Source organism: Streptomyces sp. NPDC015125 (genome assembly GCF_043080045.1).
Classification (GTDB): Bacteria; Actinomycetota; Actinomycetes; order Streptomycetales; family Streptomycetaceae; genus Streptomyces.
On sequence record NZ_JBIBVF010000014.1, the window covers coordinates 173,471 to 198,706 of the forward strand.

The 25,236-nt window shown below is 71.0% G+C and carries 22 protein-coding genes; 13 read left to right on the forward strand and 9 right to left on the reverse strand.

What is annotated here, in order from left to right:
- Window positions 1-3 precede the first annotated feature (3 nt).
- Entirely contained in the window at window positions 4-1,734 is a 1,731-nt protein-coding gene (locus ACF088_RS26600) for a TIGR03086 family metal-binding protein (protein ID WP_392378331.1), read from the forward strand.
- Between the two features lie 96 nt (window positions 1,735-1,830).
- On the opposite strand, the gene ACF088_RS26605 is transcribed toward ACF088_RS26600, so the two are convergent.
- On the reverse strand, window positions 1,831-3,342 hold the full coding sequence (locus ACF088_RS26605; RefSeq protein WP_392378332.1) for a S8 family serine peptidase: 1,512 nt from the start codon (window positions 3,340-3,342) through the stop codon (window positions 1,831-1,833).
- 615 nt (window positions 3,343-3,957) lie between these two features.
- Between ACF088_RS26605 and ACF088_RS26610 the strand changes: the two genes are divergently transcribed.
- The 3 genes from ACF088_RS26610 (at window position 3,958) to moaA (ending at window position 7,122) form a co-directional block, all read left to right on the forward strand.
- The gene (locus tag ACF088_RS26610) at window positions 3,958-4,302 is read left to right on the forward strand and encodes a DUF485 domain-containing protein (protein ID WP_392378333.1); all 345 of its coding nucleotides are present in this window, start codon (window positions 3,958-3,960) and stop codon (window positions 4,300-4,302) included.
- Entirely contained in the window at window positions 4,299-5,936 is a 1,638-nt protein-coding gene (locus tag ACF088_RS26615) for a cation acetate symporter (protein ID WP_392378334.1), read from the forward strand. Before ACF088_RS26610 ends, ACF088_RS26615 begins: the two co-directional genes overlap by 4 nt.
- 196 nt (window positions 5,937-6,132) lie before the next feature.
- Complete coding sequence (gene moaA / locus ACF088_RS26620) at window positions 6,133-7,122, forward strand: GTP 3',8-cyclase MoaA (protein WP_392378335.1); 990 nt, start codon at window positions 6,133-6,135, stop codon at window positions 7,120-7,122.
- Between the two features lie 39 nt (window positions 7,123-7,161).
- On the opposite strand, the gene ACF088_RS26625 is transcribed toward moaA, so the two are convergent.
- Window positions 7,162-7,407: a hypothetical protein gene (locus ACF088_RS26625; protein WP_392378337.1), complete on the reverse strand. Its 246-nt coding sequence runs from the start codon at window positions 7,405-7,407 to the stop codon at window positions 7,162-7,164.
- Window positions 7,408-7,638: 231 nt separating this feature from the next.
- Window positions 7,639-8,013: a DUF3099 domain-containing protein gene (locus ACF088_RS26630; protein ID WP_392378338.1), complete on the reverse strand. Its 375-nt coding sequence runs from the start codon at window positions 8,011-8,013 to the stop codon at window positions 7,639-7,641.
- Window positions 8,014-8,235: 222 nt separating this feature from the next.
- Between ACF088_RS26630 and ACF088_RS26635 the strand changes: the two genes are divergently transcribed.
- Window positions 8,236-8,514: a GlsB/YeaQ/YmgE family stress response membrane protein gene (locus tag ACF088_RS26635; RefSeq protein ID WP_350250208.1), complete on the forward strand. Its 279-nt coding sequence runs from the start codon at window positions 8,236-8,238 to the stop codon at window positions 8,512-8,514.
- A gap of 81 nt (window positions 8,515-8,595) precedes the next feature.
- On the opposite strand, the gene tyrS is transcribed toward ACF088_RS26635, so the two are convergent.
- Both tyrS and ACF088_RS26645 read right to left on the reverse strand, forming a co-directional pair.
- Entirely contained in the window at window positions 8,596-9,999 is a 1,404-nt protein-coding gene (gene tyrS / locus ACF088_RS26640; protein WP_392378339.1) for a tyrosine--tRNA ligase, read from the reverse strand.
- A gap of 141 nt (window positions 10,000-10,140) precedes the next feature.
- Complete coding sequence (locus ACF088_RS26645; RefSeq protein ID WP_392378340.1) at window positions 10,141-11,580, reverse strand: metallopeptidase TldD-related protein; 1,440 nt, start codon at window positions 11,578-11,580, stop codon at window positions 10,141-10,143.
- Window positions 11,581-11,887: 307 nt separating this feature from the next.
- On the opposite strand from ACF088_RS26645, the gene ACF088_RS26650 reads away from it, so the two are divergent.
- Complete coding sequence (locus ACF088_RS26650) at window positions 11,888-12,130, forward strand: hypothetical protein (protein ID WP_392378341.1); 243 nt, start codon at window positions 11,888-11,890, stop codon at window positions 12,128-12,130.
- 548 nt (window positions 12,131-12,678) lie between these two features.
- On the opposite strand, the gene ACF088_RS26655 is transcribed toward ACF088_RS26650, so the two are convergent.
- Complete coding sequence (locus tag ACF088_RS26655) at window positions 12,679-14,211, reverse strand: TldD/PmbA family protein (protein ID WP_392378342.1); 1,533 nt, start codon at window positions 14,209-14,211, stop codon at window positions 12,679-12,681.
- Window positions 14,212-14,527: 316 nt separating this feature from the next.
- Here ACF088_RS26655 and fabG point away from each other — a divergent pair, with 316 nt between their 5' ends.
- Entirely contained in the window at window positions 14,528-15,232 is a 705-nt protein-coding gene (fabG, locus tag ACF088_RS26660) for a 3-oxoacyl-[acyl-carrier-protein] reductase (RefSeq protein ID WP_392378343.1), read from the forward strand.
- Window positions 15,233-15,237: 5 nt separating this feature from the next.
- Window positions 15,238-16,008, forward strand: coding sequence for an enoyl-ACP reductase FabI (gene fabI, locus ACF088_RS26665; RefSeq protein WP_392378344.1), 771 nt, complete (start codon window positions 15,238-15,240; stop codon window positions 16,006-16,008).
- Window positions 16,009-16,189: 181 nt separating this feature from the next.
- Here fabI and ACF088_RS26670 read toward each other — a convergent pair whose 3' ends face one another.
- On the reverse strand, window positions 16,190-16,873 hold the full coding sequence (locus ACF088_RS26670) for a FadR/GntR family transcriptional regulator (protein WP_392378345.1): 684 nt from the start codon (window positions 16,871-16,873) through the stop codon (window positions 16,190-16,192).
- A gap of 145 nt (window positions 16,874-17,018) precedes the next feature.
- On the opposite strand from ACF088_RS26670, the gene ACF088_RS26675 reads away from it, so the two are divergent.
- From ACF088_RS26675 to ACF088_RS26690, 4 genes are all read left to right on the forward strand, one after another.
- Window positions 17,019-18,359, forward strand: a complete 1,341-nt coding sequence (locus ACF088_RS26675) for a CynX/NimT family MFS transporter (protein WP_392378346.1) — start codon at window positions 17,019-17,021, stop codon at window positions 18,357-18,359.
- A 16-nt stretch (window positions 18,360-18,375) separates the two neighbouring features.
- Window positions 18,376-18,492 carry an SGM_5486 family transporter-associated protein gene (locus ACF088_RS26680; RefSeq protein ID WP_281391996.1) on the forward strand — a complete coding sequence of 39 codons (117 nt, stop codon included), beginning with the start codon at window positions 18,376-18,378 and terminating at the stop codon, window positions 18,490-18,492.
- A 275-nt stretch (window positions 18,493-18,767) separates the two neighbouring features.
- Window positions 18,768-18,983 carry a hypothetical protein gene (locus tag ACF088_RS26685; protein ID WP_392378347.1) on the forward strand — a complete coding sequence of 72 codons (216 nt, stop codon included), beginning with the start codon at window positions 18,768-18,770 and terminating at the stop codon, window positions 18,981-18,983.
- Between the two features lie 88 nt (window positions 18,984-19,071).
- Window positions 19,072-19,590, forward strand: a complete 519-nt coding sequence (locus ACF088_RS26690) for a histidine phosphatase family protein (RefSeq protein WP_129297059.1) — start codon at window positions 19,072-19,074, stop codon at window positions 19,588-19,590.
- 270 nt (window positions 19,591-19,860) lie between these two features.
- Here the strand turns inward: ACF088_RS26690 and serB are convergent, their stop codons facing one another.
- Window positions 19,861-21,108: a phosphoserine phosphatase SerB gene (serB, locus tag ACF088_RS26695; RefSeq protein WP_392378348.1), complete on the reverse strand. Its 1,248-nt coding sequence runs from the start codon at window positions 21,106-21,108 to the stop codon at window positions 19,861-19,863.
- A 551-nt stretch (window positions 21,109-21,659) separates the two neighbouring features.
- On the opposite strand from serB, the gene ACF088_RS26700 reads away from it, so the two are divergent.
- Entirely contained in the window at window positions 21,660-24,257 is a 2,598-nt protein-coding gene (locus ACF088_RS26700; protein WP_392378349.1) for an FHA domain-containing protein, read from the forward strand.
- 97 nt (window positions 24,258-24,354) lie between these two features.
- Here ACF088_RS26700 and ACF088_RS26705 read toward each other — a convergent pair whose 3' ends face one another.
- Window positions 24,355-25,149, reverse strand: a complete 795-nt coding sequence (locus ACF088_RS26705; RefSeq protein WP_392378350.1) for a transglycosylase SLT domain-containing protein — start codon at window positions 25,147-25,149, stop codon at window positions 24,355-24,357.
- Window positions 25,150-25,236 lie beyond the last annotated feature (87 nt).

Sequence of the window (25,236 nt, forward strand, 5' to 3'; positions counted from 1 at the left end):
CCCGTGGGAGACCCGACAGTGGAGGGCATGTACGAGGACGGCACAGGCCTGCTCACCATCGGCGCGCTGGCGCGCCTGACCGGCGTTCCGGTCAAGACCATCCGCAACTGGTCGGACCAGGACCTGCTGCCGCCCGCCACCCGCACCCCCGCGGGCTACCGCCTCTACGGCCCGGACGCCCCGGCCCGCCTGGAGATCGTGCGCAGCCTGCGCGACCTGGGCATCGGGCTGGCGGCGATCCGCTCGGTGCTGCACCGGGAGCTCCCCCGTGGCCTGAGCGGCACGGAGGGATCCCCGTCGTTCGCCGAGACGGCCGCGCAGTGGGCGGACGCCCTGGACGCACAGATCCGCACTCTGCAACTGCAGCGCGCCGTGCTGCGCTCGGTGGCCGCGCGGGGGAGCGCAGCAGAGGAGCTGCCGACCATGACCGAACTGGCCCGCCTGTCGGACCAAGAACGCCGCCGCATCATCACGGACTTCGTCGAGGACGCCCTCGACGGCGTGCACGCCCCCGCCTACCGCAGCGGTCTGCTGGCCGCCGTTCCCGAGCTGCCCGACGACCCCACCCCCGAGCAGATCGACGCCTGGACCGCACTGACCGCCCTGGTCAGGGGGCCGGAACTACGGGCGGCGCTGCGCCGGCTGGCCGAGTACAGCGCGCGTACCGGGCCGGCGGCGAGCGGGGCGCGCGCCGCGGGCGGGGCGCACACCGCGGGGGAGACGGCCCCTGCCGCGCAGGAACAGGCCGCGCAGGAACAAGCCGAGCACGAACAGGCCGCGCAGGAACAGGCGGCAGTGCGCGTCGCAGAGCTGATGCGGCGGCGCGGAGAGGAGGCCGTCACGGCCGGCATCGCCCCCGACTCCCCGGCCGCGGAGTCCTTCATCGCCGAGCTGATCGCCGCCTGGCTCCCCACTCAGGTCGGCACCCCCGACCCGCCCGCCGAGGACGGCCCGCAGGCCCGCGGCCGGCTGCTGGAGCAACTGGAGACCGCCGCCGAGCCGGCCGTCGAGCGCTACTGGCAGCTGCTGTGCACCGTCACCGGCCGGCCCGCCCCGCCCCGCTGGGACCTCGCGGGAACCTGGACCGCGGCCGCGCTGCGCGCCCACCCCCGGACGTACGAGCTGGACCGCTCCGCGTTCGACGGCACCGACCCGGACCGGGTGATGTACGCCTACGAGCAGGTGATCCGGGATGTGTCCGCGGTGGTCGCCGCCGTACGGCCCGAGGATCTCGACCTGCCGACACCGTGCGCGGGGTGGCGCGTATGGCAGTTGCTCGACCACATGGTGTGGGAGAACCTGATGGCCACCTCGATCGCCGAGGACGCCCCGCGCACCGACCACGCCGCCGGCCATCTCGGTGACGATCACCGCGCCGCCTTCGAGGACTCGGCGCGTGCCGCCCTCGCCGCCTTCACCCACAGCGGGATGCTCCGGCGCACCTACGGTCCCTACGACGCGCCCGGCGCGATGCTCGTCCAGCAGGTGGTGGTCGAACTCCTCGCACACGGCTGGGACGTGGCCCGGGCCACGGGCGCACTGACCGGGCTGGCGCCCACGGTCGCCGAGGAGACCCTGGCGGCGGCCCGCCGGATCTACGGCGCCGCGCCGCGCACCGAGGGCGGCTCGTTCGCCCCCGAGCGCCCCGCCCCGCCCGGCGCGAACGCCACGGACCGGCTGGCGGCCTTCCTCGGCCGCGACCCGGCCGTCCTCCTCGGCCGCGACCCCGCCTGACCGGCCCGCCCCGGGGCCCGTCCGCACCCGCAAGGCAAAGGACCGGGTGGCGCACCACCCGGTCCTTCCCCGCAACTACCCGGAACAGCGCGGGAGTTACTTCTTCACTGCGTCCAGTGCATCGACGATGCCGTAGCCGAAGTGGCTGTTGACATGCTTGGTGCCGGTGCAGGTCGCGTCACCCGTGGGGCAGCCGGGGTTGTCCGCCTGCTCCTTGAGGAGCCACTGGATCTCCTGCGGGCCGGACTTCGGGTGGGTGCTCTTGAGCAGCGCCGCGACGCCCGCGACGTGCGGGGTCGCCATGGAGGTGCCGGCCAGGTAGGCCCAGTCACCGCCCGGCATGGTGGAGAGGATGTTGCCGTTCTTGGCGGGCAGCTCGGGCACCTGCTTGGAGTCGCCGCCCGGTGCGGACACATCGATCTGGCCGAGACCGTAGTTCGAGTAGTACGACTTGAGCTTGTTGACGCCCGCCGCCGCGACCGTCACCGTGCCCGGCAGCTGGGTGGGAACGTCCCAGCAGGTCTTCGGGTTGATGGTGCGCTCGACCGGGGTGGAGTCGTTCGGGCTGGAGGCGTCGGGCAGCTGGGGAGCCGCCAGGTCGAGGCCCGAGTTGCCCGCCGCGGCGATGTTGATCGCACCCTTGCGCTGGGCATAGCTCGCCGCACGGCCGACCGCGTCAATGATGGCGGCCTGGTCGGCGTCGTCCTTGCAGTTGAACATCCACGGGTCGACGTAGTAGCTGTTGTTGGTGACCTCGACGCCGTGGTCGGCCGCGAAGACGAAGGCGCACACCACGCTCTCGGCGTAGAAGAGGCTCGTCTCCGGCTCACTGACCTTGAGGGCGGAGATCTTCACACCCGGCGCGACCCCCGCCACGCCGACGCCGTTCCGGGCCGCGGCGATCGTGCCCGCGACGTGAGTGCCGTGGTAGTCCTCGTCCGGGTTCCAGGGGCGCCAGGCGCCCTTGGAGGTATCGGCCACGCCGCCCACGCAGTTGGCGGACTGCTTCGCGGAGAAGTTGGCCTTCAGATCGGGGTGGGTGTCGTCCACCCCGGTGTCGATGATGGCGACGGTGACGTTCTTGCTGCCCGGGTTCACCTTCGCGGCCTTGTCGGCCTTGATGGCGGGCAGGTCCCACTGCAGCGGTTCGAGCGGCTCCTCGCCGTTCGCCTTCGCTGCCTTGCCGACCGCCGTGAGCTGGGACTTCGGCAGGTCGATCTTCTTCGGTTTGCCGATGTCGGTGGTGCCCTGCGCCTTCAGCGGCGCGGTGCGGGTCGCGCCCGCCGACTGCACGCCCGGCACCGTGCGCAGGGAGGCGGCGAACTGCGGGTTGGCCGAGTGGACGACGATCACGCCTATCTGTCGATGGGCGATGACCACCTTCCCGCCGGCCTTGGCTATCGCCTTCTCGACCTTGCCGACCGTGGCGTTGCCGGGCGTGGTGTTCACGACGTACGAGAGCAGCGGGCCGTCGGCCGAGGCGGCGGCCGGGACGGAGTCCTGGGGTGCGGCGGTGGCCGCGCTCGGGAGGAAGCCGAGGGACGCCGTCAGAGCCAGTCCGAGGGGTACGGCCAGCGCCCGCATGCGTCTGGATCGGGGAGGTGCCATGGGTACTCCACATCATCCGTGAGACCGCCCGTGCGCGGATTGCACACGGGCGGTTGCAGTGAGATGTGAAGTTATCGGCGACCACTCGTGTGCAGCAATGGACTACGGAGAAAAAACGGGGAGAAAACCCGCCAGGAGTGTGAAATTGATAGTGCGTCAGCCGATTTCGACCGTCTTGAACGTCCGTCAGGAGCCGGTCAGCCGTTGCGTCGCAGGGTGCTGATGCTCAGCGGGGGCAGCGCGATTCGCGGTCCGTACCAGCGGCGCGCGACGGTGGCCGTCCCCGGTCGTGGCTCCGGCGGGGCGAGGGGGAGCGGCGCCGGCAGGCGGATGCTGCCGTAGGGGCGCCGGCGGGGAACGGGGGGCTGCGGGGCCTGCTGTGGCGGCGGATTCACACCGGGCTCAACGAAGCGCCCCGCGCGCGGTGGCGGTCCGCCGCGGGCATTCCCCCGGTTTCTTTTGGGATTCAACCAACGGACCCCTGTCGTATCGTCTGATGCACCTCTACCATGCGTGATCCAGATCACTTACGTGAGCTTTACCGCCGGCCGGGCTCCTCCCGGGCCGATCCGCCGGACCGGCCCGGGAGCCCGCCCCTTCGCGTCAGGAGATTCCGTGAGCGCCGCACCGACCCTCGACCCGGGGACGCATGAGCCGCCCGACTACATCCAGGTGCAGTCGAGTGCGGAATTCGATGAACTCCGCCGCGCACACCGCTCGTTCGCCTTCCCGCTGACCGCCGCCTTCATCCTCTGGTACCTCGGGTACGTGCTGCTGTCGAGCTACGCCGGCGGCTTCATGGGCACCAAGGTCCTCGGCCATGTCAATGTGGCCTTCGTCCTGGGCATCGCCCAGTTCGTCACGACCTTCCTCATCGCCTATGGGTACTCCCGGCACGCCGCCGCCAAGCTCGACCCCAAGGCCGAGGCCATCAAGACCCGCCTGGAAGGTGACGCATGAGCCCCCTGCGCCCTTCCCTCGCGCTCGACCTCGCGGCCGGCGGCGCGGGCGAGCACCGGACCCTGATCGTCACCCTCTTCGCGGTCTTCGTTGCCGCCACCCTCGGCCTCACCGTCTGGGCGGGCCGGCAGACGAAGGGCGCGGAGGACTTCTACGCCGGCGGCCGGCAGTTCAGCGGATTCCAGAACGGCCTGGCCATCTCCGGCGACTACATGTCCGCCGCTTCTTTCCTGGGCATCGCCGGCGCCATCGCCCTCTTCGGCTACGACGGCTTCCTCTACTCCATCGGCTTCCTCGTCGCCTGGCTCGTCGCGCTCCTCCTGGTCGCCGAACCGCTGCGCAACTCCGGCCGCTTCACCATGGGCGACGTCCTCGCCTACCGGATGCGCCAGCGCCCGGTCCGCACCGCCGCCGGCACCTCCACCATCATCGTCTCGATCTTCTACCTGCTCGCCCAGATGGCGGGCGCGGGCGCCCTGGTCACCCTGCTCCTGGGCATCACCAGCGAGGCGGGCAAGATCCTGGTCGTCGTCCTCGTCGGCATCGTGATGATCCTCTACGTCACCATCGGCGGCATGAAGGGCACCACCTGGGTCCAGATGGTCAAGGCGGTCCTGCTGATCGCCGGCACCCTGCTGATCACGTTCCTGGTGGCGCTCAAGTTCCACTTCAACCTCTCCGACCTGCTGGGCGCCGCCGCCGAGAACAGCGGCAAGGGAGCCGCCTTCCTGGAGCCCGGCCTCAAGTACGGCGCCACCGCCACCTCGAAGATCGACTTCATCTCGCTGGGTATCGCCCTCGTCCTGGGCACCGCGGGCCTGCCGCACATCCTCATCCGCTTCTACACGGTCCCCACCGCCAAGGCCGCCCGGAAGTCCGTGAACTGGGCGATCGGCATCATCGGCGTCTTCTACCTGATGACCATCGCGCTCGGGTTCGGCGCCGCGGCCCTGATCAAGCCCGGGACGATCACCGCGTCCAACAAGGCGGGCAACACCGCGGCCCCGCTGCTCGCCCAGGAGATCGGCGGCGGCGCGGGCTCCACCGGGGGCGCGATCCTGCTCGCCGTCATCTCCGCGGTGGCCTTCGCGACCATCCTCGCGGTGGTCGCCGGCCTCACCCTCGCCTCGTCCTCGTCCTTCGCCCACGACCTGTACGTCAATGTGCTGCGCAAGGGCAAGGCCACCGAGAAGGAAGAGGTCGGCGCGGCCCGCTGGGCGACCGTCGGCATCGGCGGTGTCGCCATCGTCCTGGGGGTCTTCGCCCGCGGCCTGAACGTCGCGGGCCTGGTGGCGCTCGCCTTCGCGGTCGCCGCCTCCGCCAACCTCCCGACCCTCCTGTACAGCCTGTTCTGGAAGCGCTTCACCACCCGGGGCGCCCTGTGGTCCATCTACGGAGGCCTCGTCTCCTCCGTCCTCCTGGTCCTCTTCTCCCCGGTCGTCTCCGGCAAGGAGACCTCGATGTTCCCCGGCGCCGACTTCGACGTCTTCCCCCTGGAGAACCCGGGCCTGATCTCCATCCCGCTGGGCTTCCTGCTCGGCTGGCTCGGGTCCCTGCTGTCCAAGGAGGAACCGGACGTCACGAAGTACGCCGAGCTGGAGGTCCGCTCGCTCACCGGGACCGGAGCGCACTGACGCGGCCCTCCCGGCGGCCCGGCTGAGCCGTCCCTACAGGGCCCGGGCGGGGTGGAGTCGTAGATCTCTACGACTCCACCCCGCCCACCTCGTGCTTCTCCCCCCTGCTCGCTGTCACACCCATCGCGTAGGCTCGAAGACGTACTGATCCACCGAAGGAGAGGTACCGAGCCAACACTCTTGGGGAGGGGGCCCAGTGCTCATCGACACCTATGGTCGTGTGGCCACCGACCTGCGCGTTTCACTCACCGACCGGTGCAATCTGCGGTGTACGTACTGCATGCCGGAAGAGGGTCTGCAGTGGCTGGCCAAACCCGACCTGCTCACCGACGACGAAATCGTCCGGCTGATCGGCATCGCCGTGCGGGACCTGGGCATCGAAGAGGTCCGCTTCACCGGCGGTGAACCGCTGCTCCGCCCCGGCCTGCCCGGCATTGTCGAGCGCGTCGCCGCCCTCACCCCGCGCCCCCAGATGTCGCTGACCACCAATGGCATCGGCCTCCAGCGCACCGCCGCGGCACTCCGCGACGCCGGCCTGGACCGCGTCAACGTCTCCCTCGACACCCTGCGGCCCGACGTCTTCCAGGCCATGACCCGCCGCAAGCGGCACGACGATGTCCTGCGCGGCCTGGAGGCGGCCCGCGCGGCCGGTCTGACCCCGGTCAAGGTCAACACCGTCCTGATGCCGGGGCTCAACGACGACGAGGCCCCCGACCTGCTGGCCTGGGCCATCGCCCACGACTACGAGCTCCGCTTCATCGAGCAGATGCCGCTGGACGCCCAGCACGGCTGGAAGCGCGACGGCATGATCACCGCGGGCGACATCCTCACCTCGCTGCGCACCCGCTTCACGCTCACCCCCGAGGGCCGGGACGAGCGGGGCTCCGCGCCCGCCGAACGCTGGATCGTCGACGGCGGGCCGCACCGCGTCGGTGTGATCGCCTCCGTCACCCGCCCGTTCTGCCGGGCCTGCGACCGTACGCGACTGACCGCCGACGGCCAGATCCGTACGTGCCTGTTCGCCACCGAGGAGACGGATCTGCGTACCGCCCTGCGCTCCGAGGCCCCGGATGACGAGATCGCCCGCATATGGGAGCACGCGATGCGGGGCAAGAAGGCGGGCTCCGGCCTGGACGACCCCTCGTTCCTGCAGCCGGAGCGTCCGATGTCCTCGATCGGCGGCTGAGCCGACCGGGTCACAAGCAGTGGTTGCGCCCGTCCGGCGTCAGCGGCCGGCGGCCGACGCCTCCCACTCCTCCAGCGTCACGACATCCTTGAGGAAACCGCGCACGCCGAGGAACTGCGACAGATGCTCCCGGTGCTCCTCGCAGGCCAGCCAGGTCTTGCGCCGGTCCGGGGTGTGCAGCTTCGGGTTGTTCCAGGCCAGCACCCATACGGCGGCGGCGCGGCAGCCCTTCGCGGAACAGACGACGGTGCCCTCGGCGGGTTCCTGGGGGTTCGGGGAGATCACGGCCTCAACCCTACGTCCTGCGCTCACAGCCCCGGGCCCGGCTACCGCACCCGGCGGACCTGCGGACATGACGACGCCGGGCAGCCACGGGGGGAGCCGCCCGGCGTCGGTCCGTCGCTCCGACGGGGGATGCGGAGCGCGTACGCAGTATGTCACGGGGGAGGGTGCCTGGTGCACCGGAACTCCATGATTGATCTGAGCTTTTCTTGAGCTTTGCAGACCGGGTGATGATCAGCTGGGGTCATGTGGTGATGCGGAAGAGCCCGCCGCCGGCCGCTCCGGAACGGATTCCGCCGGAGCGTCGCCGGCTCCCGGCGTCAGCATCGGCCGGGTCGGGCCCGCGACGAAGGTCTTCGGGAGCGAAGGGACGTTCTCCCGGCCCGCGTTGGCGATCACCACCGCGATATAGGGCAGCGTCAAACCGAGCACCAACGTCGCGATGGCGACCGGCCTTTCGATGTTCCACAGCACGACGGTGAGCACCACGGCCACCGTCCGCACCGCCATCGAGATCACATACCGCCGCTGCCGTCCACGCACATCCTCGGACAGGCCCTGCCGTGCCCCGGTGATCCGGAAGGCCTGGCCGCTGCTCTGCTTCCGCATCACGTTCCACCGCCTGCTCAGTCGTGCCGGATTCTCCCCGGTATCCGGTCGCTTTCCACGGTACGCCGCGGCTGCGCCGCCTTCGAGACCGGGGCATGCCCCGTTTCGGCGGGGTCTGTCACGCACTGGTGCGTACGACGGTTCCCGGCGTGCGGCGTAGCCGATGCGGAGCGACACTGAGCGGGCGAGTGTCATCTGCACCGTGCCGCAAGAGGAGTCGACATGACGTGGTTGTGGGCCATCATCGTGGGCCTGGTGCTCGGCCTGATCGCGAAGGCCATCATCCCGGGCAAGCAACAGATCCCGCTCTGGCTGACCGTGATCTTCGGCATGCTGGGCAGTGTCCTCGGCAACTGGGTGGCGACCGGCATCGGCGTCAACGAGACCCGGGGCATCGACTGGATCCGGCACCTGCTGCAACTGGCCGGCGCGGTGGTCGTCGTCGCCGTCGGTGACCGCATCTGGGCGTCCATGCGCGGCCGCAAGAGACATGCCGCCTAGGGACTGTCTCCCCCTGGACACAGAGGACACGGGCGGCCGGCGCGCAGCGATGCACACCGGCCGCCCGTGTCCTCCGCCGTCTCAGCGGCCGTCGAGCTGAGCCAGCTTCCGTCCGGCCTTGAGGTACGCGACCCCGGCCGTGTCCGCCAGCTTCTCGGCCAGCACCTCACCCAGCGGCCGGACCGAATCGGCCTCCGCGAGCGTCACGGTCTGCTGCCCGTCCTCGCCCTCCACGACCAGTCGCAGCGCATTCTGCTTGGCCAGCCGCCGCGCCGCCGAGGCGCTCGGCGTGAACTCCAGGATCTTGGTCAGTACCGTCGCCACCGTCTCCGCGCCGTGCGCGGCGACATCGACGACCGGGAGCGAGTCCACATCGGCGAACGACTTCTTGGAGAACTGCGCGACGAAACCGGCCCGCGCCGCCATCGCCGCCTCCAGGCCGTACAGCGCCGCCACGACCTCGCCCGCCAGGACCTTCTTGAGGTCCATCGGGTGCAGCGAGCGGTCCGTGATCCGGCCCAGGACGAGGGCGATCTCCCCGTCCGTCCACTCCGTCCAGGCCTTCAGGTACGGCTCCATCAGCCGGTCGGGCACCGACATGATCTTGCCGAAGACATCGTCGGCGGGGGCGCCCAGCCCGACGTAATTGCCCTTGGACTTGGACATCTTGGCGCCGGTGCCGTCCGTGCCTTCGATCAGCGGCATGGTCACCACCAGCTGCGGCCGCTGCCCGCGCAGCTCCATCAGCTTGCGGCCCATCTGCAGATTGAGCAGCTGGTCGGAGCCGCCCAGCTCCACATCGCACTCCAGCGCCACCGAGTCCAGGCCCTGCGCGATGGGGTACAGCAGCTCCGTCATGGTCAGACCGGAGCCGGCCGCCAGGCGGTTGCGGAAGTCCTCGCGCTGCAGCAGCTGGGAGGCCGGCACCTGGGCGAGCAGCGTGAGCAGCTCCGGGAAGGTGTACGGCGCCAGCCACTCGCTGTTCTGCCGGAAGCTGACCTTCTCGAAGTCGAAGAAGGGCCGCACCTGTTCGCGGTACGTGGCGAGGTTGTGCGCGATGTCCTCGTCGGTCAGCGGCGGGCGCTCGGCCGTACGGCCCGACGGGTCGCCGATCTTGGCGGTGAAGTCACCGATGATCAGGGTGACGTCATGACCCAGCCGCTGGAACCGGCTCAGGACGATCAGCGGCACCGCATGCCCCAGGTGCACATCGGTGGCCGTCGGGTCGATGCCCAGCTTGATGTGCAGACCCTCGCCGGCCGCCCGGCGCTCCTCGATCCGCTCGGCCAGCTTCTCCACGCCCGGCAGAACCTCGACCGTACGGGCCGCGATCAGCTCGGCCTGCTCCTTGGCGGGCAGGTCCGTCAGATCCAGATAGCGCCGGGTGCCCGTCTCCTGGAGCAGCTCCTGGACCGTGGCGTCCGAGGAGAGGTCTGCGGAGAGCAGGGTGGTGGCGCGGGCGACGGATTCGCCGAGGCGTGTCATGGCGTTCCTGATCGATCGTGGTTCCCAAACGGGAGGACAAGCGGACAGTCTATTAGCCCCGGAGGGCACTCCCGCGCCGTCCGCCCGCCGCCGGCCCGCCCGTCCGCCCCGCCGCCACCGGCCGGGCGGACGCCCACGGCCTCACACCCCGCGGCTGACCGAGCTCATGTGGAAGTCCGGGATGCGCAGCGCCGGCATCGCGGCACGGGTGAAGTAGTCGCCCCACTCCCGCGGCAGGGTCCGCTCCGTACGGCCCGCCTCCACCGCCCGGGACAGCAGGTCCACCGGCGACTCGTTGAACCGGAAGTTGTTCACCTCGCCCACCACCTCGCCCTGCTCGACCAGGTAGACCCCGTCCCGGGTCAGCCCGGTCAGCAGCAGCGTCGCCGGGTCGACCTCGCGGATGTACCACAGGCAGGTCAGCAGCAGGGCCGGGCCGTCGTGCCCGGCGGCGGCCACCATCTCCTCCAGCGAGCGCGAACCGCCGCCCTCCAGGAGGAGGTTGTCGATGCCCGGCGCCACCGGAAGGCCGGTCAGCCCGGCGCTGTGCCGGGTGGTCGGCAGCCGGTTGAGCACGCCCTCGCGCATCCACTCGGTGGACGTCAGCGGCAGCCCGTTGTCGAAGACCGACGCATCGTCGCCGGAGGAGTGCGCCAGCACGAACGGTGCGCACTCCAGACCGGGCGCCCGTGGGTCGCTGCGCAGCGTCAGCGGCAGCTCGCTGAGCCGCTCGCCCAGCCGGGTGCCCGCCCCGGGCCGGTCCGCCGCGCCGCCGTCGGCCGGCCGGGAGAAGACCGTGCGGCCCTCGACGGCGTCCCGGGCCCCGGAGGACCACATCTGGTAGACCAGCAGGTCGCCCACGGCGGTCGGCGGCAGCAGGGTGTCGTACCGCCCGGCGGGCAGCTCGATCCGCCGCTCGGCCCAGCCCAGCCGCCGGCCCAGCTCGGTATCGAGCACCCGCGGATCGACATCGGTGAAGTCGCGGGTCGCATGGCCGGCCCAGGCCGAGCGGGTGCGGTCCGGGGACTTGGCGTTCAGCTCCAGCGTCCCGGTGGGCTGGTCGTGCCGTAGCCGCAGCCCGGTCGAGGTGCCCAGATACGACGAGACGACCTCGTGCCGGGCGAAGCCGTACAGCTCACGGCCGCCTGCGCGGGCCTGCCGGAAGGACTCGCCCAGCGCCGGGGCGAACGCCGCGAACACCTCCGAGGAGGTCTCTGCGGGCGCATCGGTGAAGCCGGGGGACACCTTCTCGCCGCCGACCAGCGGGCGGGCGTCCTCGGCGGGCCCGGCGTCCCGGGCGGCGGCCTCGGCGGCACGTACCAGCGGCTCCACGTCGTCCGCGGTCACCGCGGAGCGCGAGACGACACCGGACGCCGTGCCCTGGCCGCCGTCCACGGTCGCCACGACCGTCAGGGTGCGGCCGCGGGTGACGCCATTGGTGGTGAGCGCATTGCCCGCCCAGCGCAGATTGGCGCCGGTGTGCTCATCGGCGATGACCACACAGCCGTCGGCACGGGAGAGCTCCAGGGCCCGCTCGACGAGCTCGTGCGGCCTGTTCCTGCGCGGTGTACGCGTGCTCATCGACCGGCCTCCTGGTGGAAAGCGGACTGTTCGGGGTGGGGTGATGACATGGTGTCGACCTTGGAGCAGAGCTTATCGAGCGGTCTACACGGCCATGGAGGGCTCTGCCAAGGGCGGACTCCGCCCGATGGGTGGCCACCAGCCACTCCGGCGTCGGAGCGGGGCCGGACCGGGGGCACCGCCCGTTGCACTTCGGAAATCCTCTCGGGCGAGGTGGGGCGCCGGGTGCGCACCGTGGCAGGCGGGGGCCGGGCGTGGATCGGGCTGATGGAGGGGCGCTCACGTGTCTGCGCCGTACCTTCCTCCCATGGACTTCCACATCACGGCCGAAGAAGAAAGCCTCGTCTTCCGCATCGCTGAGCGCCTCCGGGCCGGCGACTCCCCGACGGATGACGACCTGGCCGAAGAGCTGGGTGACGAGGTCCGGCCGCAACTCCAATCTCTCCTCGCGAAGGGGTGGATCGTCGTCGATGCAGAGCGTTCGCTGAACCTCTCCACGGTCGCTCAGGTGGCTCTTTCCAGCCGGCGCGACGTCGGGGGAGCGGACTGACACGGCCGGTCCGGCGTTCTCGCGGAACTCATCGGCCCCAGAGGCCACTTGCACAAAAACTGGGTCCGGCATTGCCCCTGTGCCGGGGGCGTGGAGAGCCCGGGGGACGTTCAGCACGCTCTTCCCTTCGGGTCACCTGCGATCCGCTCGTAGGCGCAGGCTGCTGACGGTTCATTACTGCTGGGGTTGAAAGTCCCGCGGGCGGCCCGTCCCTAACCGCCAGCGGATGCGTGCGGTGCCACCTTCACCACCGGCAGCACCACGCTGTGCGCGTCCCTCACCAAGACCCAAGGCGTGGCGGTCTGCCCCGGCCACCCTGGCGCTGCCGCTGATCATCCTCAACGGCGGCTCCACCACCACCGCCACCTACGCGGGCAACGCCAACCACCGGCCCGCCACCGCCCACGGCGCCCTCATCGCCGTGTACGAGGCCCCGACGATCGTCGGGAGGGAGAGGGAGAGGGAGAGGACCGGGACTACGTGGCCCAGGTGTTCGCCGTGCTCGCGCGTGGACCCGGTGCAGACGTCGGGGCCGTGGTGGGTGCCCGTCAGGTTCGCCCCGACTCGGCCGACGTGTTCAGGATGTTCACGTTCCGGAACAGTGCCGAGGGGCAGCCGTGGGAGACCGAGGCCACCTGACCGGGCTGGGCCTTTCCGCAGTTGAAGGCCCCGCCGAGGACGTAGGTCCGCGGTCCGCCGACCGCGCTCATCGAGCCCCAGAAGTCGGTGGTGGTTGCCTGGTAGGCCACATCGCGGAGCTGTCCCGCCAGCCGCCCGTTCCGGATCGCGTAGGCCCTCTGCTGGGTGAACTGGAAGTTGTACCGCTGCATATCGATCGACCAGGACCGGTCGCCGACGACGTAGATGCCGCGCTCCACTCCCGAGATCAGTTCCTCGGTGGACGGGCCGTCCGGTGCCGGCTGCAGCGAGACGTTCGCCATCCGCTGGACCGGCACATGGCCGGGGGAGTCCGCGTAGGCGCATCCGTTGGAGCGGTCGAAGCCCGTCAATTTCGCGATTCTGCGGTCGAGTTGGTAGCCGACCAGGGTCCCGTCCTTGACCAGGTCCCAGGACTGGGCGGCCACCCCCTCGTCGTCGTAGCCGATGGTCGCGAGCCCGTGTTCGACGGTCCGGTCGCCCGTGACATTCATCAGCGCGGAGCCGTACGCCAGCTTCCCGAGTTGGTCGAAGGTGGCGAACGAGGTTCCCGCGTACGCCGCCTCGTAGCCCAGCGCCCGGTCCAGCTCCGTCGCGTGGCCGATCGACTCGTGGATCGTCAGCCAGAGATTGGACGGATCCACCACCAGGTCGTACGTGCCGGCCTCGACGCCCGGCGCGCGCATCTTCTCGGCGAGGTGCTCGGGGATCCGGGCCAGTTCACCGTCCCAGTCGTGGTGGTCGCCGGTCAGGTACTCCCAGCCGCGGCCGGCCGGCGGGGCGAGGGTGCGCATCGAGTCGAAGTCGCCGGTCACCGGGTCCACCGCGACCGCGGTCAGCTCGGGGTGCAGCCGCACCCGCTGCTGGGTGGTGCTGGTGCCCGCGCTGTCGGCGTAGAACTTGTTCTCCTGCACGGTCAGCAGCGAGGCGTCCGCGTGGGCCACGCCCGCGGCGCCCAGCAGCCGGGCGCTCCACTCGGCCAGCAGCCCGCTCTTCTCGGCGTCCGGTACGTCGAACGGATTGATCTCGTACGAGGAGACCCAGGTGCGGTCCGGGTGGGCGGGCTCATCGGCCAGCTCGACCCTCTCGTCGGAGCCGGCGGCCTGGATGACCTTGGCCGACAGCTTGGCCATCGCCACCGCCTGCGAGGCCACCCGCGCCGCCGCGTCCATGGTCAGATCGACCCCGGAGGCGAAGCCCCAGGCCCCGCCGTGCACCACTCGGACCGCGTACCCGAGGTCGGTGGTGTCCGAGGTCCCGGACGTACGGGCGTCCCGCAGCCGCCAGGACGCGCTGCGGATCCGCTCCAGGCGGAAGTCCGCATGGTCGGCGCCCAGCGCGCGGGCGCGGGCCAGCGCCGCATCGGCCAGCGCGCGCAACGGCAGCGCCAGGAATGTTTCGTCAACGGCATGCGGTGCAGGCAAGGAGTCCTCCCGTGGTCGGCGCCTGCATCATGCCCTGCCGGGCGCCCGTGGCCCAGGGCGCGGCGGTATGCGGCGCCGGGAGTCGGCCAGGATGTGGGCGTGTGCCGGGCGCCGGTGCGGGCACGGGCGGTGGCCGCCGGGGGCGCGCCGCGGGCACGGCCGGTGGCCGCCGGGGGGCGCGCTGCGGTGGTGGTTCTGTGGAGACCCGACAGGGACCGGCGCCCGGGCCTGTCCGTGCTGGATTCCACCTAAGGGCTCCGTGACCGATAGTTTCGTATCGAACGCAGGACGGACAGGAAACGGAAAGGGTGATCTCTTGAGCCGCTCGGTTCTGGTCACCGGAGGTAACCGCGGCATTGGCCTCGCCATTGCCCGTACCTTCGCCGAGGCAGGCGACAAGGTCGCCATCACCTACCGCTCGGGCGAGCCGCCCGCGGGGTTTTTGGCCGTGAAGTGCGACATCACGGACAGCGAGCAGGTCGAGCAGGCGTACAAGGAGATCGAGGAGAAGCAGGGTCCGGTCGAGGTGCTGGTGGCCAACGCCGGCGTCACCCGTGACCAGCTGCTGATGCGGATGTCCGAGGAGGACTTCACCTCGGTCCTGGAGACCAACCTCACCGGCACGTTCCGGGTGGTCAAGCGCGCCAACCGGGCGATGCTGCGGGCCCGCAAGGGCCGGGTCGTGCTGATCTCGTCCGTGGTGGGCCTGATGGGTGCCGCGGGCCAGGCGAACTACGCCGCGTCCAAGGCCGGCCTGGTGGGCTTCGCCCGCTCGCTCGCCCGGGAGCTGGGCAGCCGCAACATCACCGTCAACGTCGTCGCCCCCGGCTTCGTCGACACCGACATGACCCGGGTGCTCACCGACGAGCAGCGGGAGAGCATCGTCAAGCAGGTGCCGCTCGCGCGGTATGCGCAGCCCGAGGAGATCGCCGCCTCGGTCCGCTTCCTGGCCTCCGACGAGGCCGCGTACATCACCGGAGCCGTCATTCCTGTCGACGGCGGATTGGGCATGGGTCACTGATCAGCATGAGTGGAATCCTTGCAGGCAAGCGCATTCTGGTCACAGGAGTGCTGACCGAGTCGTCGATCGCTTTCCAGGCGGCCAAGGTCGCCCAGAACGAGGGCGCCGAGGTCATCCTCACCGGCTTCGGCCGGCTCTCCCTCGTCGAGCGGATCGCCAAGCGGCTGCCCAAGCCCGCCCCGGTCATCGAGCTGGACGTCACCAACCAGGAGCACCTGGACGGGCTGGCCGACAAGATCCGCGAGCACCAGGGCGAGGGCGCCCGCCTCGACGGCATCGTGCACTCCATCGCCTTCGGCCCGCAGGGCGCCTTCAACTTCCTGGAGGCGGAGTGGTCGGACGTGGGTACCGCGGTGCAGGTCTCGGCGTACTCGTACAAGTCGCTGACCATGGCCTGCCTGCCGCTCATGGAGCACGGTGGCGCGGTCGTCGGCCTCACCTTCGACGCGCAGATCGCCTGGCCGAAGTACGACTGGATGGGCGTGGCCAAGGCGGCGCTGGAGAGCACCAACCGCTACCTGGCGCGTGACCTCGGCGCCAGGAACATCCGCTGCAACCTGGTCTCGGCCGGCCCCATCAAGTCGATGGCCGCCAAGTCCATCCCCGGCTTCGAGGAGCTGGCGGACGTGTGGAACCACCGCGCCCCGATCGGCTGGGACCTGGCCGACCCGGAGCCGGCCGGCCGCGGCGTCGTCGGCATGCTGTCCGACTTCTTCCCCCGTACGACGGGCGAGATCGTCCACGTCGACGGCGGTGTGCACATGATGGGCGCCTGACCCACCGGCGCCTTTGTCGTCCTGCCCGTCCCGGTCCGCCGGGGCGGGCAGGACGCGTTCACGGGCGGGGAGGACGTCTGTACGGGGGCAGGGCGCGTTCACGAGCGGGATCCGGCGGGCCCCCGCCGGAGTGCGGTGTGCGCCGTGTGAACTGTGTCCGCCGTGTGCGGTGCCCTGCGGGTCAGCCGCGGTCCGGGAGGCCGAGCCGGCAGCCGAAGGGGTGGGCGCTCGCCTCGGCGGCGGCCCGGTCGCCGTCGCCCGCCCGGATCGCCTCGACCAGCCGGGCATGGTCCATATGGGCCTCGGGCCGCAGCTCCTCGCCCACATCGGCCCGCAGGAATTCGCGCAGCACGCCCCCGAGGTCGGCGTAGATCTCGGCCAGCACCTCGTTGTGCGAGGCCGCCACGATCGCCATGTGCAAGGTCGCGTCCGCCTGCACGAAGGCCTCCGCTCCGCCGGATTCCCAGGCGCGCTCGCGCCGCTCCAGCAGGGCGTCGATCTGCCGCAGGTCCTGTGCGGTGCGGCGCTCGGCGGCGAGCCGGGCGGCCGACGCCTCCAGGGCACTGCGCAGCTCGGCGACGTGGCCGGGCTCGGCCGCCGCGAACCGGCGGTTCATCACCCCGGCCAGTTCACTGGTCGCCACCACGTACGTGCCGGAGCCCTGCCGGATGTCCAGCAGCCCGTTGTGTGCCAGCGCCCGCACGGCCTCGCGGACGGTGTTGCGGGCCACCCCGAGCTGCTCGACGAGCGCCGGCTCGGTCGGGATACGGGAGCCCACCGGCCACTCGCCGGACGTGATCTGGGCGCGCAGCTGCGCGATCACCTGGTCGGCCAGCGCGGACCGGCGGGGCGAGGTCAGAGGCATGGCTGCACTCCGGGGTGAAGGGGACGACGGACGGGGGCGGTGCGGCGCTCGACGGAGCCTTGCGGCCGCCGGCGCCGGCCGGGCCGACAGAGGCTATCGATATCGACTGGACAAGCATTCATCCCATGATTCTATGATGGCGCCTATGGCAGACGACGACCTCGCGACCCTCGGCCCCGCCGCCGAGCCCCACCCGACCCCCGCCGACCGGCCCGCCGGCGGCACCGGACGCCCGCAGCCGGGCCCCCGGGGAGCCGCCCCCGCGCCGGAAGGCCTCCCGGCAACCGGGCCGGACGGCGGCCGGCTGCAGTGGATCCTGATCGCCGGTCTCGTCCTAGCCGCGCTCAACCTCCGCCCGGCCATCACCAGCCTCGGCGCGCTGCTGGAGGAGGTCCGTGACGGCCTCGGCATGAGCGGCACCGTCGCCGGCCTGCTGACCTCCGTACCCGCGCTGTGCTTCGCCGCCTTCGGCATTGCCGCACCCCGCCTGGCCAGGCGCTTCGGGGCCGGGGCGATCGTCTGCGCCGGTATGGTCGCGATCACCGTGGGCGTCGTGGTGCGCCCGTACGCCGGCGGCACCGGCGGCTTCCTCGCCGCCAGCGGACTCGCCCTGGCCGGCATCGCGGTCAGCAACGTCCTGATGCCGGTGGTCATCAAGAGCTGGTTCGCCGACCGGGTCGGCCCGATGACCGGGCTCTACTCCATGGCACTGGCCCTGGGCACCTCGCTCGCCGCGGCGCTCACCGTGCCCATGACCAATGCGCTCGGCGGCAGTTGGCGGACCGGCCTGGCGGTGTGGGCGGCGCTCGCCGCGGTTGCCGTGCTGCCCTGGCTCGTGGTGGTCCGGCAGCGCAGGGCCGCCGCCGGGCCGGCCACGGGCGGCGCGGCACACACCGGGGAGACCACCGTACGGATCACCTCCTCACCGACCGCCTGGGCGCTGGCGGTCTTCTTTGGCCTGCAGGCCACCGCCGCGTACATCACGATGGGCTGGATGCCGCAGATCTTCCGCGACGCCGGGGTCTCGGCGGGCACCGCGGGAGTGCTGCTGGCGGTCACCATGGCGATGGGCGTCCCGCTCTCCTTCGTCCTGCCGCGGCTGGCGGCCCGGATGCGGCATCAGGGTCCGCTGGCGGTGCTGCTCGGCCTGTGCGGCCTGGCCGGTTACGCCGGGCTGTGGCTGGCACCGGCCGCCGGCGCCTGGGCCTGGGCGCTGCTGATGGGCATCTCCAACTGCGCCTTCCCGCTGGCCCTGACGATGATCGGGATGCGGTCGACCAGCTCCGCCGGGGTCGTCAAGCTCTCGGCCTTCACGCAGAGCGTCGGCTATCTGATCTCCGTTCCCGGACCGCTGCTGGTCGGCACGCTCTACCAGCACAGCGGCGGCTGGGGGCTGCCGATCGCCCTGATGGCAGGGCTGATGGTGCCGCAGATCGCGGTGGGTGTGCTGGCCGGGCGGGACCGCCGGATCGAGGACGAGACCTGAGTGCGACACTGGGCGCATGCCAGTGCTCGAACCGAATCCGCAGGGCGGCCAGAAGAAGCTGCTCCTCGTCCTGGGCGTCATGCTCGGCGTGACCGTCCTCGTCGCGATCATCGCGAGTATCGCGGCGCCCTAGGGGAGACACCCCACAGGCCGTAGGTGTACCGGGCCGAGAGGCTGCTCCGGCCGGGGCCCGCCCGGACGGGGTGGGCGTGCCCCAGGGTGCCCCCTGGCCCGCACGGGGTGGGGGTGCCCCCGTCCCCTAGGGGGTCGACGGCAGGGTCGAGTGGGGGGCTTCCCGGATAGGAACGGCCGCCGAGTATCCGTAGCTTCGAAGAGCACCGCACACAGCGGTGGGTGCGCCGTGGCCCGCGGTCGCGCCCCCTTCGATGCGCCACGGAGGCGATGCGCATGTCCGCCGTGCCCGGCCGGCCGGCCGCCGCCAAGGCCCCCCGCTCCCGCCTGCGGATGCGCCTGCCGTGGTGGGCACTGGCGCTGCCGGTGATCTCCTTCGCGGCCCTGCTGATACTCGTCGCCGGTCCCGCCCGGGCGAGCGCCGCGAGCGCCCCGCAGGGCCTGGCTGCGCTGCTGGAACTCCTGGTCCGGATCGTGCGCGGCGGTGCCTGACGCCCGCCCGCCGCCCGCGCCTCATCCCGCAGGGGGAGCACTTCAACACCCCGCGCCCCGTGCCGCCTTTCGTGCGAAGCTGGGACGCATGAGCGCCGATACACCCCGCCGGATTGTCCTCCTCCGACACGCCAAGGCCGAATGGTCGGAGACCAGCGATCATGAGCGTCCGCTCGCCGAGCGCGGCCGCAAGGATGCCCCGGTCGCCGGCCGCTGGCTGGCCGGAGCCGGGATCACCCCCGACCTGACCCTGTGCTCGACGTCAGCGCGTACCCGTGAGACCTGGAAGCTCGCCGTCCACGAGCTCCCGCAGCGCCCCAAGACCGTCTATGAGGAGCGGATCTACGAAGCCTCCCTGGGCGAGCTCATCGCGTTGCTGAACGAGACCTCCGACGACGTCACCGACCTGATGCTGGTCGGGCACAACCCCGGGGTGCACGCCCTCGCCGACGCGCTCTCCGGTGACGCCGAGGGCGATCTGCTGCCCCGGATGAACCGCAGCGGCTTCCCGACGGCCTCGCTCGCGGTGCTCGCCTTCAACGGCTCCTGGAAGTCCGTCGAGCACGGCGTCGGACGCCTGGTCGCCTACTGGACCCCCCACGGATAACGCCGAGGACCCCGCGCCGCGCGCAGTGCGGGGAAGCGTGACGAACGCACGAGGGCCCCGGCACACAGGTGCCGGGGCCCTCGTCTGTCCGTCGTCTCCGTCGTCGTCTCTGTCGTCGTCGTCCTTCGCCCTCGCCGGGCGGTGCTCCGTACCGCGGCTGTGCCGACTGTGCCGTTCCGCGGCTGTGCCGACTGTGCCGTTTCCCTGCCGACCGGGCCGTTCCCTGCCGACAGTGCCGTGCCGACCGTGCCGACGGGCCCGGCCGGCCGCTCAGCCGACGAGCGTGTCCGCAGCCTCGACCTCTTCGCGGGTGATGCCCAGCAGGTACAGCACGGTGTCCAGGAACGGCACGTTCACCGCGGTGTGCGCCGCCTCCCGCACCACCGGCTTGGCATTGAAAGCGACACCGAGCCCGGCCGTGTTGAGCATGTCGAGGTCGTTGGCACCGTCCCCGATCGCCACGGTCTGCGCGAGCGGCACCCCGGCCTGCTGGGCGAACTCCCGCAGCAGCCGCGCCTTGCCGGCCCGGTCCACGATGTCGCCGGTGACCCGGCCGGTGAGCTTCCCGTCGACGATCTCCAGGGTGTTGGCCGAGGCGAAGTCCAGCCCCAGCTCCTCCTGGAGTGCGTCGGTGACCTGCGTGAAGCCGCCCGATACGACGCCGACTTGATAGCCGAGCCGCTTGAGGGTCCGTACCAGGGTGCGGGCCCCCGGGGTGAGCCGTACCTCCTTGCGTACGGCCTCGACCACGGATGCGTCGAGCCCGCCGAGCAGTTCGACCCGGGCGTGCAGCGACTGCTCGAAGTCCAGCTCACCGCGCATCGCGGCGGCGGTGACCTCGGCGACCTCGGCCTCACAGCCGGCGTGCGCCGCGAACAGCTCGATGACCTCGTCCTGGATGAGCGTCGAGTCGACGTCCATGACCACCAGCCGCTGTGCCCTGCGCTGCAGCCCGGCCGCCACCACGGCGATATCCACGCCGAGCCGCGCGGCCTCGGGGGCCAGCACACTGCGCAGCGCCTCGGTCGCCGCACCGGACACCGCGAACTCGACGGCGGTCACCGGATATTTGGCAAGCCGGAAGATACGGTCGATGTTGCCGCCGGTGGCCGTTATGGCGGCGGCGATCGCGGCGGCGGTCTCCGCGGTGAGCGGGTGCCCCAGCACGGTGACGTGCGAACGCCCGGTGCCGCGCGGGCGGTTGTCGCCGCGGCCGGAGATGATCTCCGCCTGGAGGTTCAGCGATTCGGCCCAGCTGTGCACGGTGGCCCGCAGGTCACCTTCGGAGGTGCCGGTGGAGCCCTCGGCGGGGGAGGGGGCGGTGACCAGCGCGCACAGAGTGATGCGCCCCCGGGTCACCACCTGTTCGATGTCCACGACATCGACGGAGTAGGCAGCGAGGGTGTCGAAGAGACCTGCGGTGATGCCGGGCCGGTCCTTCCCGAAGATCTTCACGAGAAGGGTCGGTAGGTCATCGCCCGGTACGGCGGTGGCAGGCGGGATCTGCGATGCGCTCATGGTGCCCTTACGGTAACCGCCGGGCGGTCGCGTCCGTACGGGTGTCCGGGGTTCGGACCGGCGTGGCGCGGTGCCGCCGCGCCCGCACCCCTGGGCCTCCGGTCCCCGGCGGCCCGTCGATCGTTATCGAGTCGTGTCCGGCTCACGCCGCGCCGCCCGACCAGGGCATCTGCCCCGCAGTGCCAACCCGCCTGCCGGGGCGACGGGTTCGATACGTCGGCGGTACGCAAGCGCGACGGACCGAGCGGTCGGTCAGCCGTGTATCCACTTCCTCCCATAATGCGGCCTCCACCGTGGACGTGCATGGCGTCCGCGGCGGGCCGTCCCGCTCCCGCCGGAGCCGGTTCCGTCCGGAACACCCGTTATCCGATGATCCCTGCGCATTCATGGCTGCTTCCCGCGCTCCGGGGGAGTTTGACGGCCACGGGCGCACGCCCCTGCACCCCGTCCCCGTCCCGGTTACCGGTCCAAGGGCCGAGCCTGAAATAGTTCCTCACGATGTTCACCATCCCTGGACTTCCCATACAGGGCGTCACTCGGGGGACTATGTAATGGGGCGTGGAGTGCCTGAACTCGTACTCGAATTGAACGGAAGGACCTGGACGCTCGATGCGTCCCGGTCCTACAACGTGGGCCGTGATCCGCAGGGCGACATGGTGCTCGACGACGCCAGGGTCTCCTGGCGGCACGCCACCGTGCGCTGGGCCGGCCACAGCTGGATCATCGAAGACCAGGGCAGCACCAACGGCACGTACGTCCAGGGCCGGCGGATCCACCAAATGGAGATCGGCCCCGGCTCGACCGTGCATCTGGGCAACGCCACCGACGGCCCCCGGGTGACCCTGTCCGCCGGGGCGCCGGCCGCCGACGCCTTCAGCGCGCAGCCCGCGAGGGCGCCGCAGCAGCAGCCCGCGCAGGGCTGGCAGGCGCCCCCCGCACACCAGCCGCCGGGCCGGCACCAGCCGCCCGCACAGCAGGGCTGGCAGGCGCCTCCGCAGGACCAGCAGCAGCCGCCGTACGTCCCGCCCCAGCAGGCCCAGCAGGCCCAGCAGGCCCAGCAGGCCCCACAGGCCCAGCAGCCTTCGCAGGCCGTGCCCCCGCAGCAGGCCCGGCAGTCCCAGCAGGCCGGCACCCCGGTCCACGGCGACCGCAGCCCGACCACGTTCCACCGCCTCGACTCGGGGCGGGTGATGCGCATCGGCCGTGCGCTGGAGAACGAGCTGGTCGTCTCCGACCTCCAGGTCTCCCGCCACCACGCCGAGTTCCGCGCCACTCCCGACGGCCGTTTCGAGATCCACGACCTCGGCAGCCACAACGGCACCTACATCAACGGTCAGCCGGTCCCCAAGTCCGGCAAGGCGCCGGTCGGCCCGAACGACATCATCGGCGTCGGTCACTCCACCTTCCGGCTGGTCGGCGACCGCCTCGAGGAGTTCGTCGACACCGGTGAGGTCTCCTTCTCGGCCCGCCACCTCACGGTCACCGTCGACGGCGGCAAGCAGATCCTCAAGGACGTCTCCTTCGGCGTTCCGGAGAAGTCCCTGGTCGCGGTCATCGGCCCCTCGGGTTCCGGTAAGTCGACGCTGCTCAAGGCGCTGACCGGCTACCGCCCCGCCAACCAGGGCGATGTCCTCTACGACAACCGGAACCTCTACAAGCAGTTCGCCGAACTGCGCCAGCGCATCGGTCTGGTCCCGCAGGACGACATCCTGCACAAGGAGCTGACCGTCGAGAAGGCCCTCAGGTACGCGGCCAAGCTCCGCTTCCCCGGTGACACCGCGGATGCCGAGCGGAAGGCCCGGATCGACGAGGTGCTGCACGAGCTCAAGCTCCACGTCCACAAGGACAAGAAGGTCACCTCGCTCTCCGGCGGCCAGCGCAAGCGGGTGTCGGTGGCCCTGGAGCTGCTGACCAAACCGTCACTGATCTTCCTGGACGAGCCGACCTCGGGCCTCGACCCGGGCATGGACCGCGATGTCATGCAGCTGCTGCGCGGCCTCGCCGACGACGGCCGTACGGTCCTGGTCGTCACCCACTCGGTGGCCGAACTCGCGCTGTGCGACAAGCTGCTGGTGATGGCCCCGGGCGGCGGCGTGGCCTACTTCGGCCCGCCCGAGGAAGCGCTCAACTTCTTCCAGTACGACACCTGGGCGGACGTCTTCTCGGCGTTCGAGAACTACCGCGACTACGACTGGATGGGGCGCTGGCGCGGTTCCCCGCACTACCAGATGTACGCCGCGGACATCGACGCCGTCGCCCCGCAGTCGGTCAATGTCCAGGTGCCGCCGGCCCGGATACAGAAGTCCCAGAGCTGGGGCTCGCAGCTGTGGACGCTGATGCGCCGCTATGTCTCGGTGCTCGCTTCCGACCGGGGCTTCTTGGGACTGATGCTGATCCTGCCCGCGGTGCTCGGCGTGGTCTCGATGCTGATCCCCAGCGACTACGGCCTCGGCTACGGCCCGCTGACCAAGGGCCGCACCAACCGCGATGCCAGCACCATCATGCTGATCCTCGCCGTCGGTATGTGCTTCTCGGGCGCCGCCAACTCGGTGCGCGAACTCATCAAGGAACGGGTGATCTACGAGCGCGAACGGGCCACCGGCCTGTCGCGGTCGGCCTATCTGATGTCCAAGGTGATCGTGCTCGGGGTGGTCACGGCCTGCCAGGGCGTGATCATTGCGGGAATCGGCTTCTGGACCCGGAACCTGCCCTCCGAGGGCCTGATCCTGGCGAAGGCCCCGGCGATCGAATTGGCCCTGGCGATCATTGCGCTCGGCTTCACCTCGATGATGTTCGGCCTGATCATCTCCGCGCTGGTGAAGACCGCGGAGAAGACCATGCCGCTGCTGGTCATGTTCGCCATCGTCCAGGTGGTCTTCACCGGCGTGCTCTTCCAGCTCTTCGACACCCCGGGCGTCGCACAGTTCGCCTGGCTGATGCCGTCGCGCTGGGCCGTCGCCGCGATGGGCGCCACCGCCGATATGAACACCCTGCTGCCCTGGGAGCCCGGCAACCCGGACCCGCTGTGGAAGCACCAGACCGGCGTCTATGTGATGGACATGATCATCCTGATCAGTCTGGGCGTCGCGCTCGCCTTCGTCGTCGCCCGGCTGCTGCGCCGCCATGAGCCCGAGGTCATGCGCAAGTAGCACCGCGCACCGCACCGGCACGCCCGAGGGGCGGCACCCGAGACCGGGTGCCGCCCCTCGGCGGTGTGCGCGACTGCGGACCGACTGAACCGGCGGCTCAGTAGGCCGAGTTGACGTTGTCCATCGAGCCGTACTTGTCGGCCGCGTAGTTGCAGGCGGCGGTGATGTTGGCGACCGGGTCGTACAGGTTCCAGGAGGTGCCTTCGACGTGGTACGTCTTGAAGGTCGGCGCGATGACCTGCAGCAGGCCCTTGGACGGGGTGCCGTTGATGGCGTTGATGTCCCAGTTGTTGATGGCCATCGGGTTACCGCTCGACTCGCGCATGATGTTGCGGTGGATGCCCTCGTACGAGCCGGGGATGCCCTTCTTGGCCATGATGGCCAGCGACTCGCGGATCCAGCCGTCCAGGTTGTCCGGGTAGGTCTTGGCGGCCGGCTTGGCGGCGGTCTTTGCGGCCACCGGCTTCACGGCCGGCTTCACGGCCGGCTTCGCGGCGGCGGGGATCGCGGTGCGCACGGCGGTCCGGCTCGCGGCGGCCTTCGTGGCACGCGCCTTCTCGGCCTTGGCCTTCGCTACGGCGGCGGCCTTCGCCTTGGCGGCCTTGACGGCCGCGGCCTTCTTGGCGGCGGCCTCGGCCTTGCCCTTGGCGGCGGAGCTGTCGGCCTGCTTGGCGATCGTGGCCTGCTGGGCCTCGGCGGTGGTACCGACCGCGCTGAAGGCGACCGGCTTCACGTTCTCGACAGCGGTGGCCTGCGTCTTGCCCTGATCGGCGCCGGCACCCGGAACGACGGTGAAGACCAGAGCTGCGGCACCGGCTGCGGCGACACCGGCAACGGAGAGCTTGTGCGTCCGGGTCAGGCGGTGGAGACCAGAAGTGGCGTGCTGAGGCATGGCGGGACAGACCTTCCGATGGGGGGACGCCGCACGGGCCCAGAGCGGTGGCGAACGCCGTAATTCCGTTCACGGCGCCGAGCGACG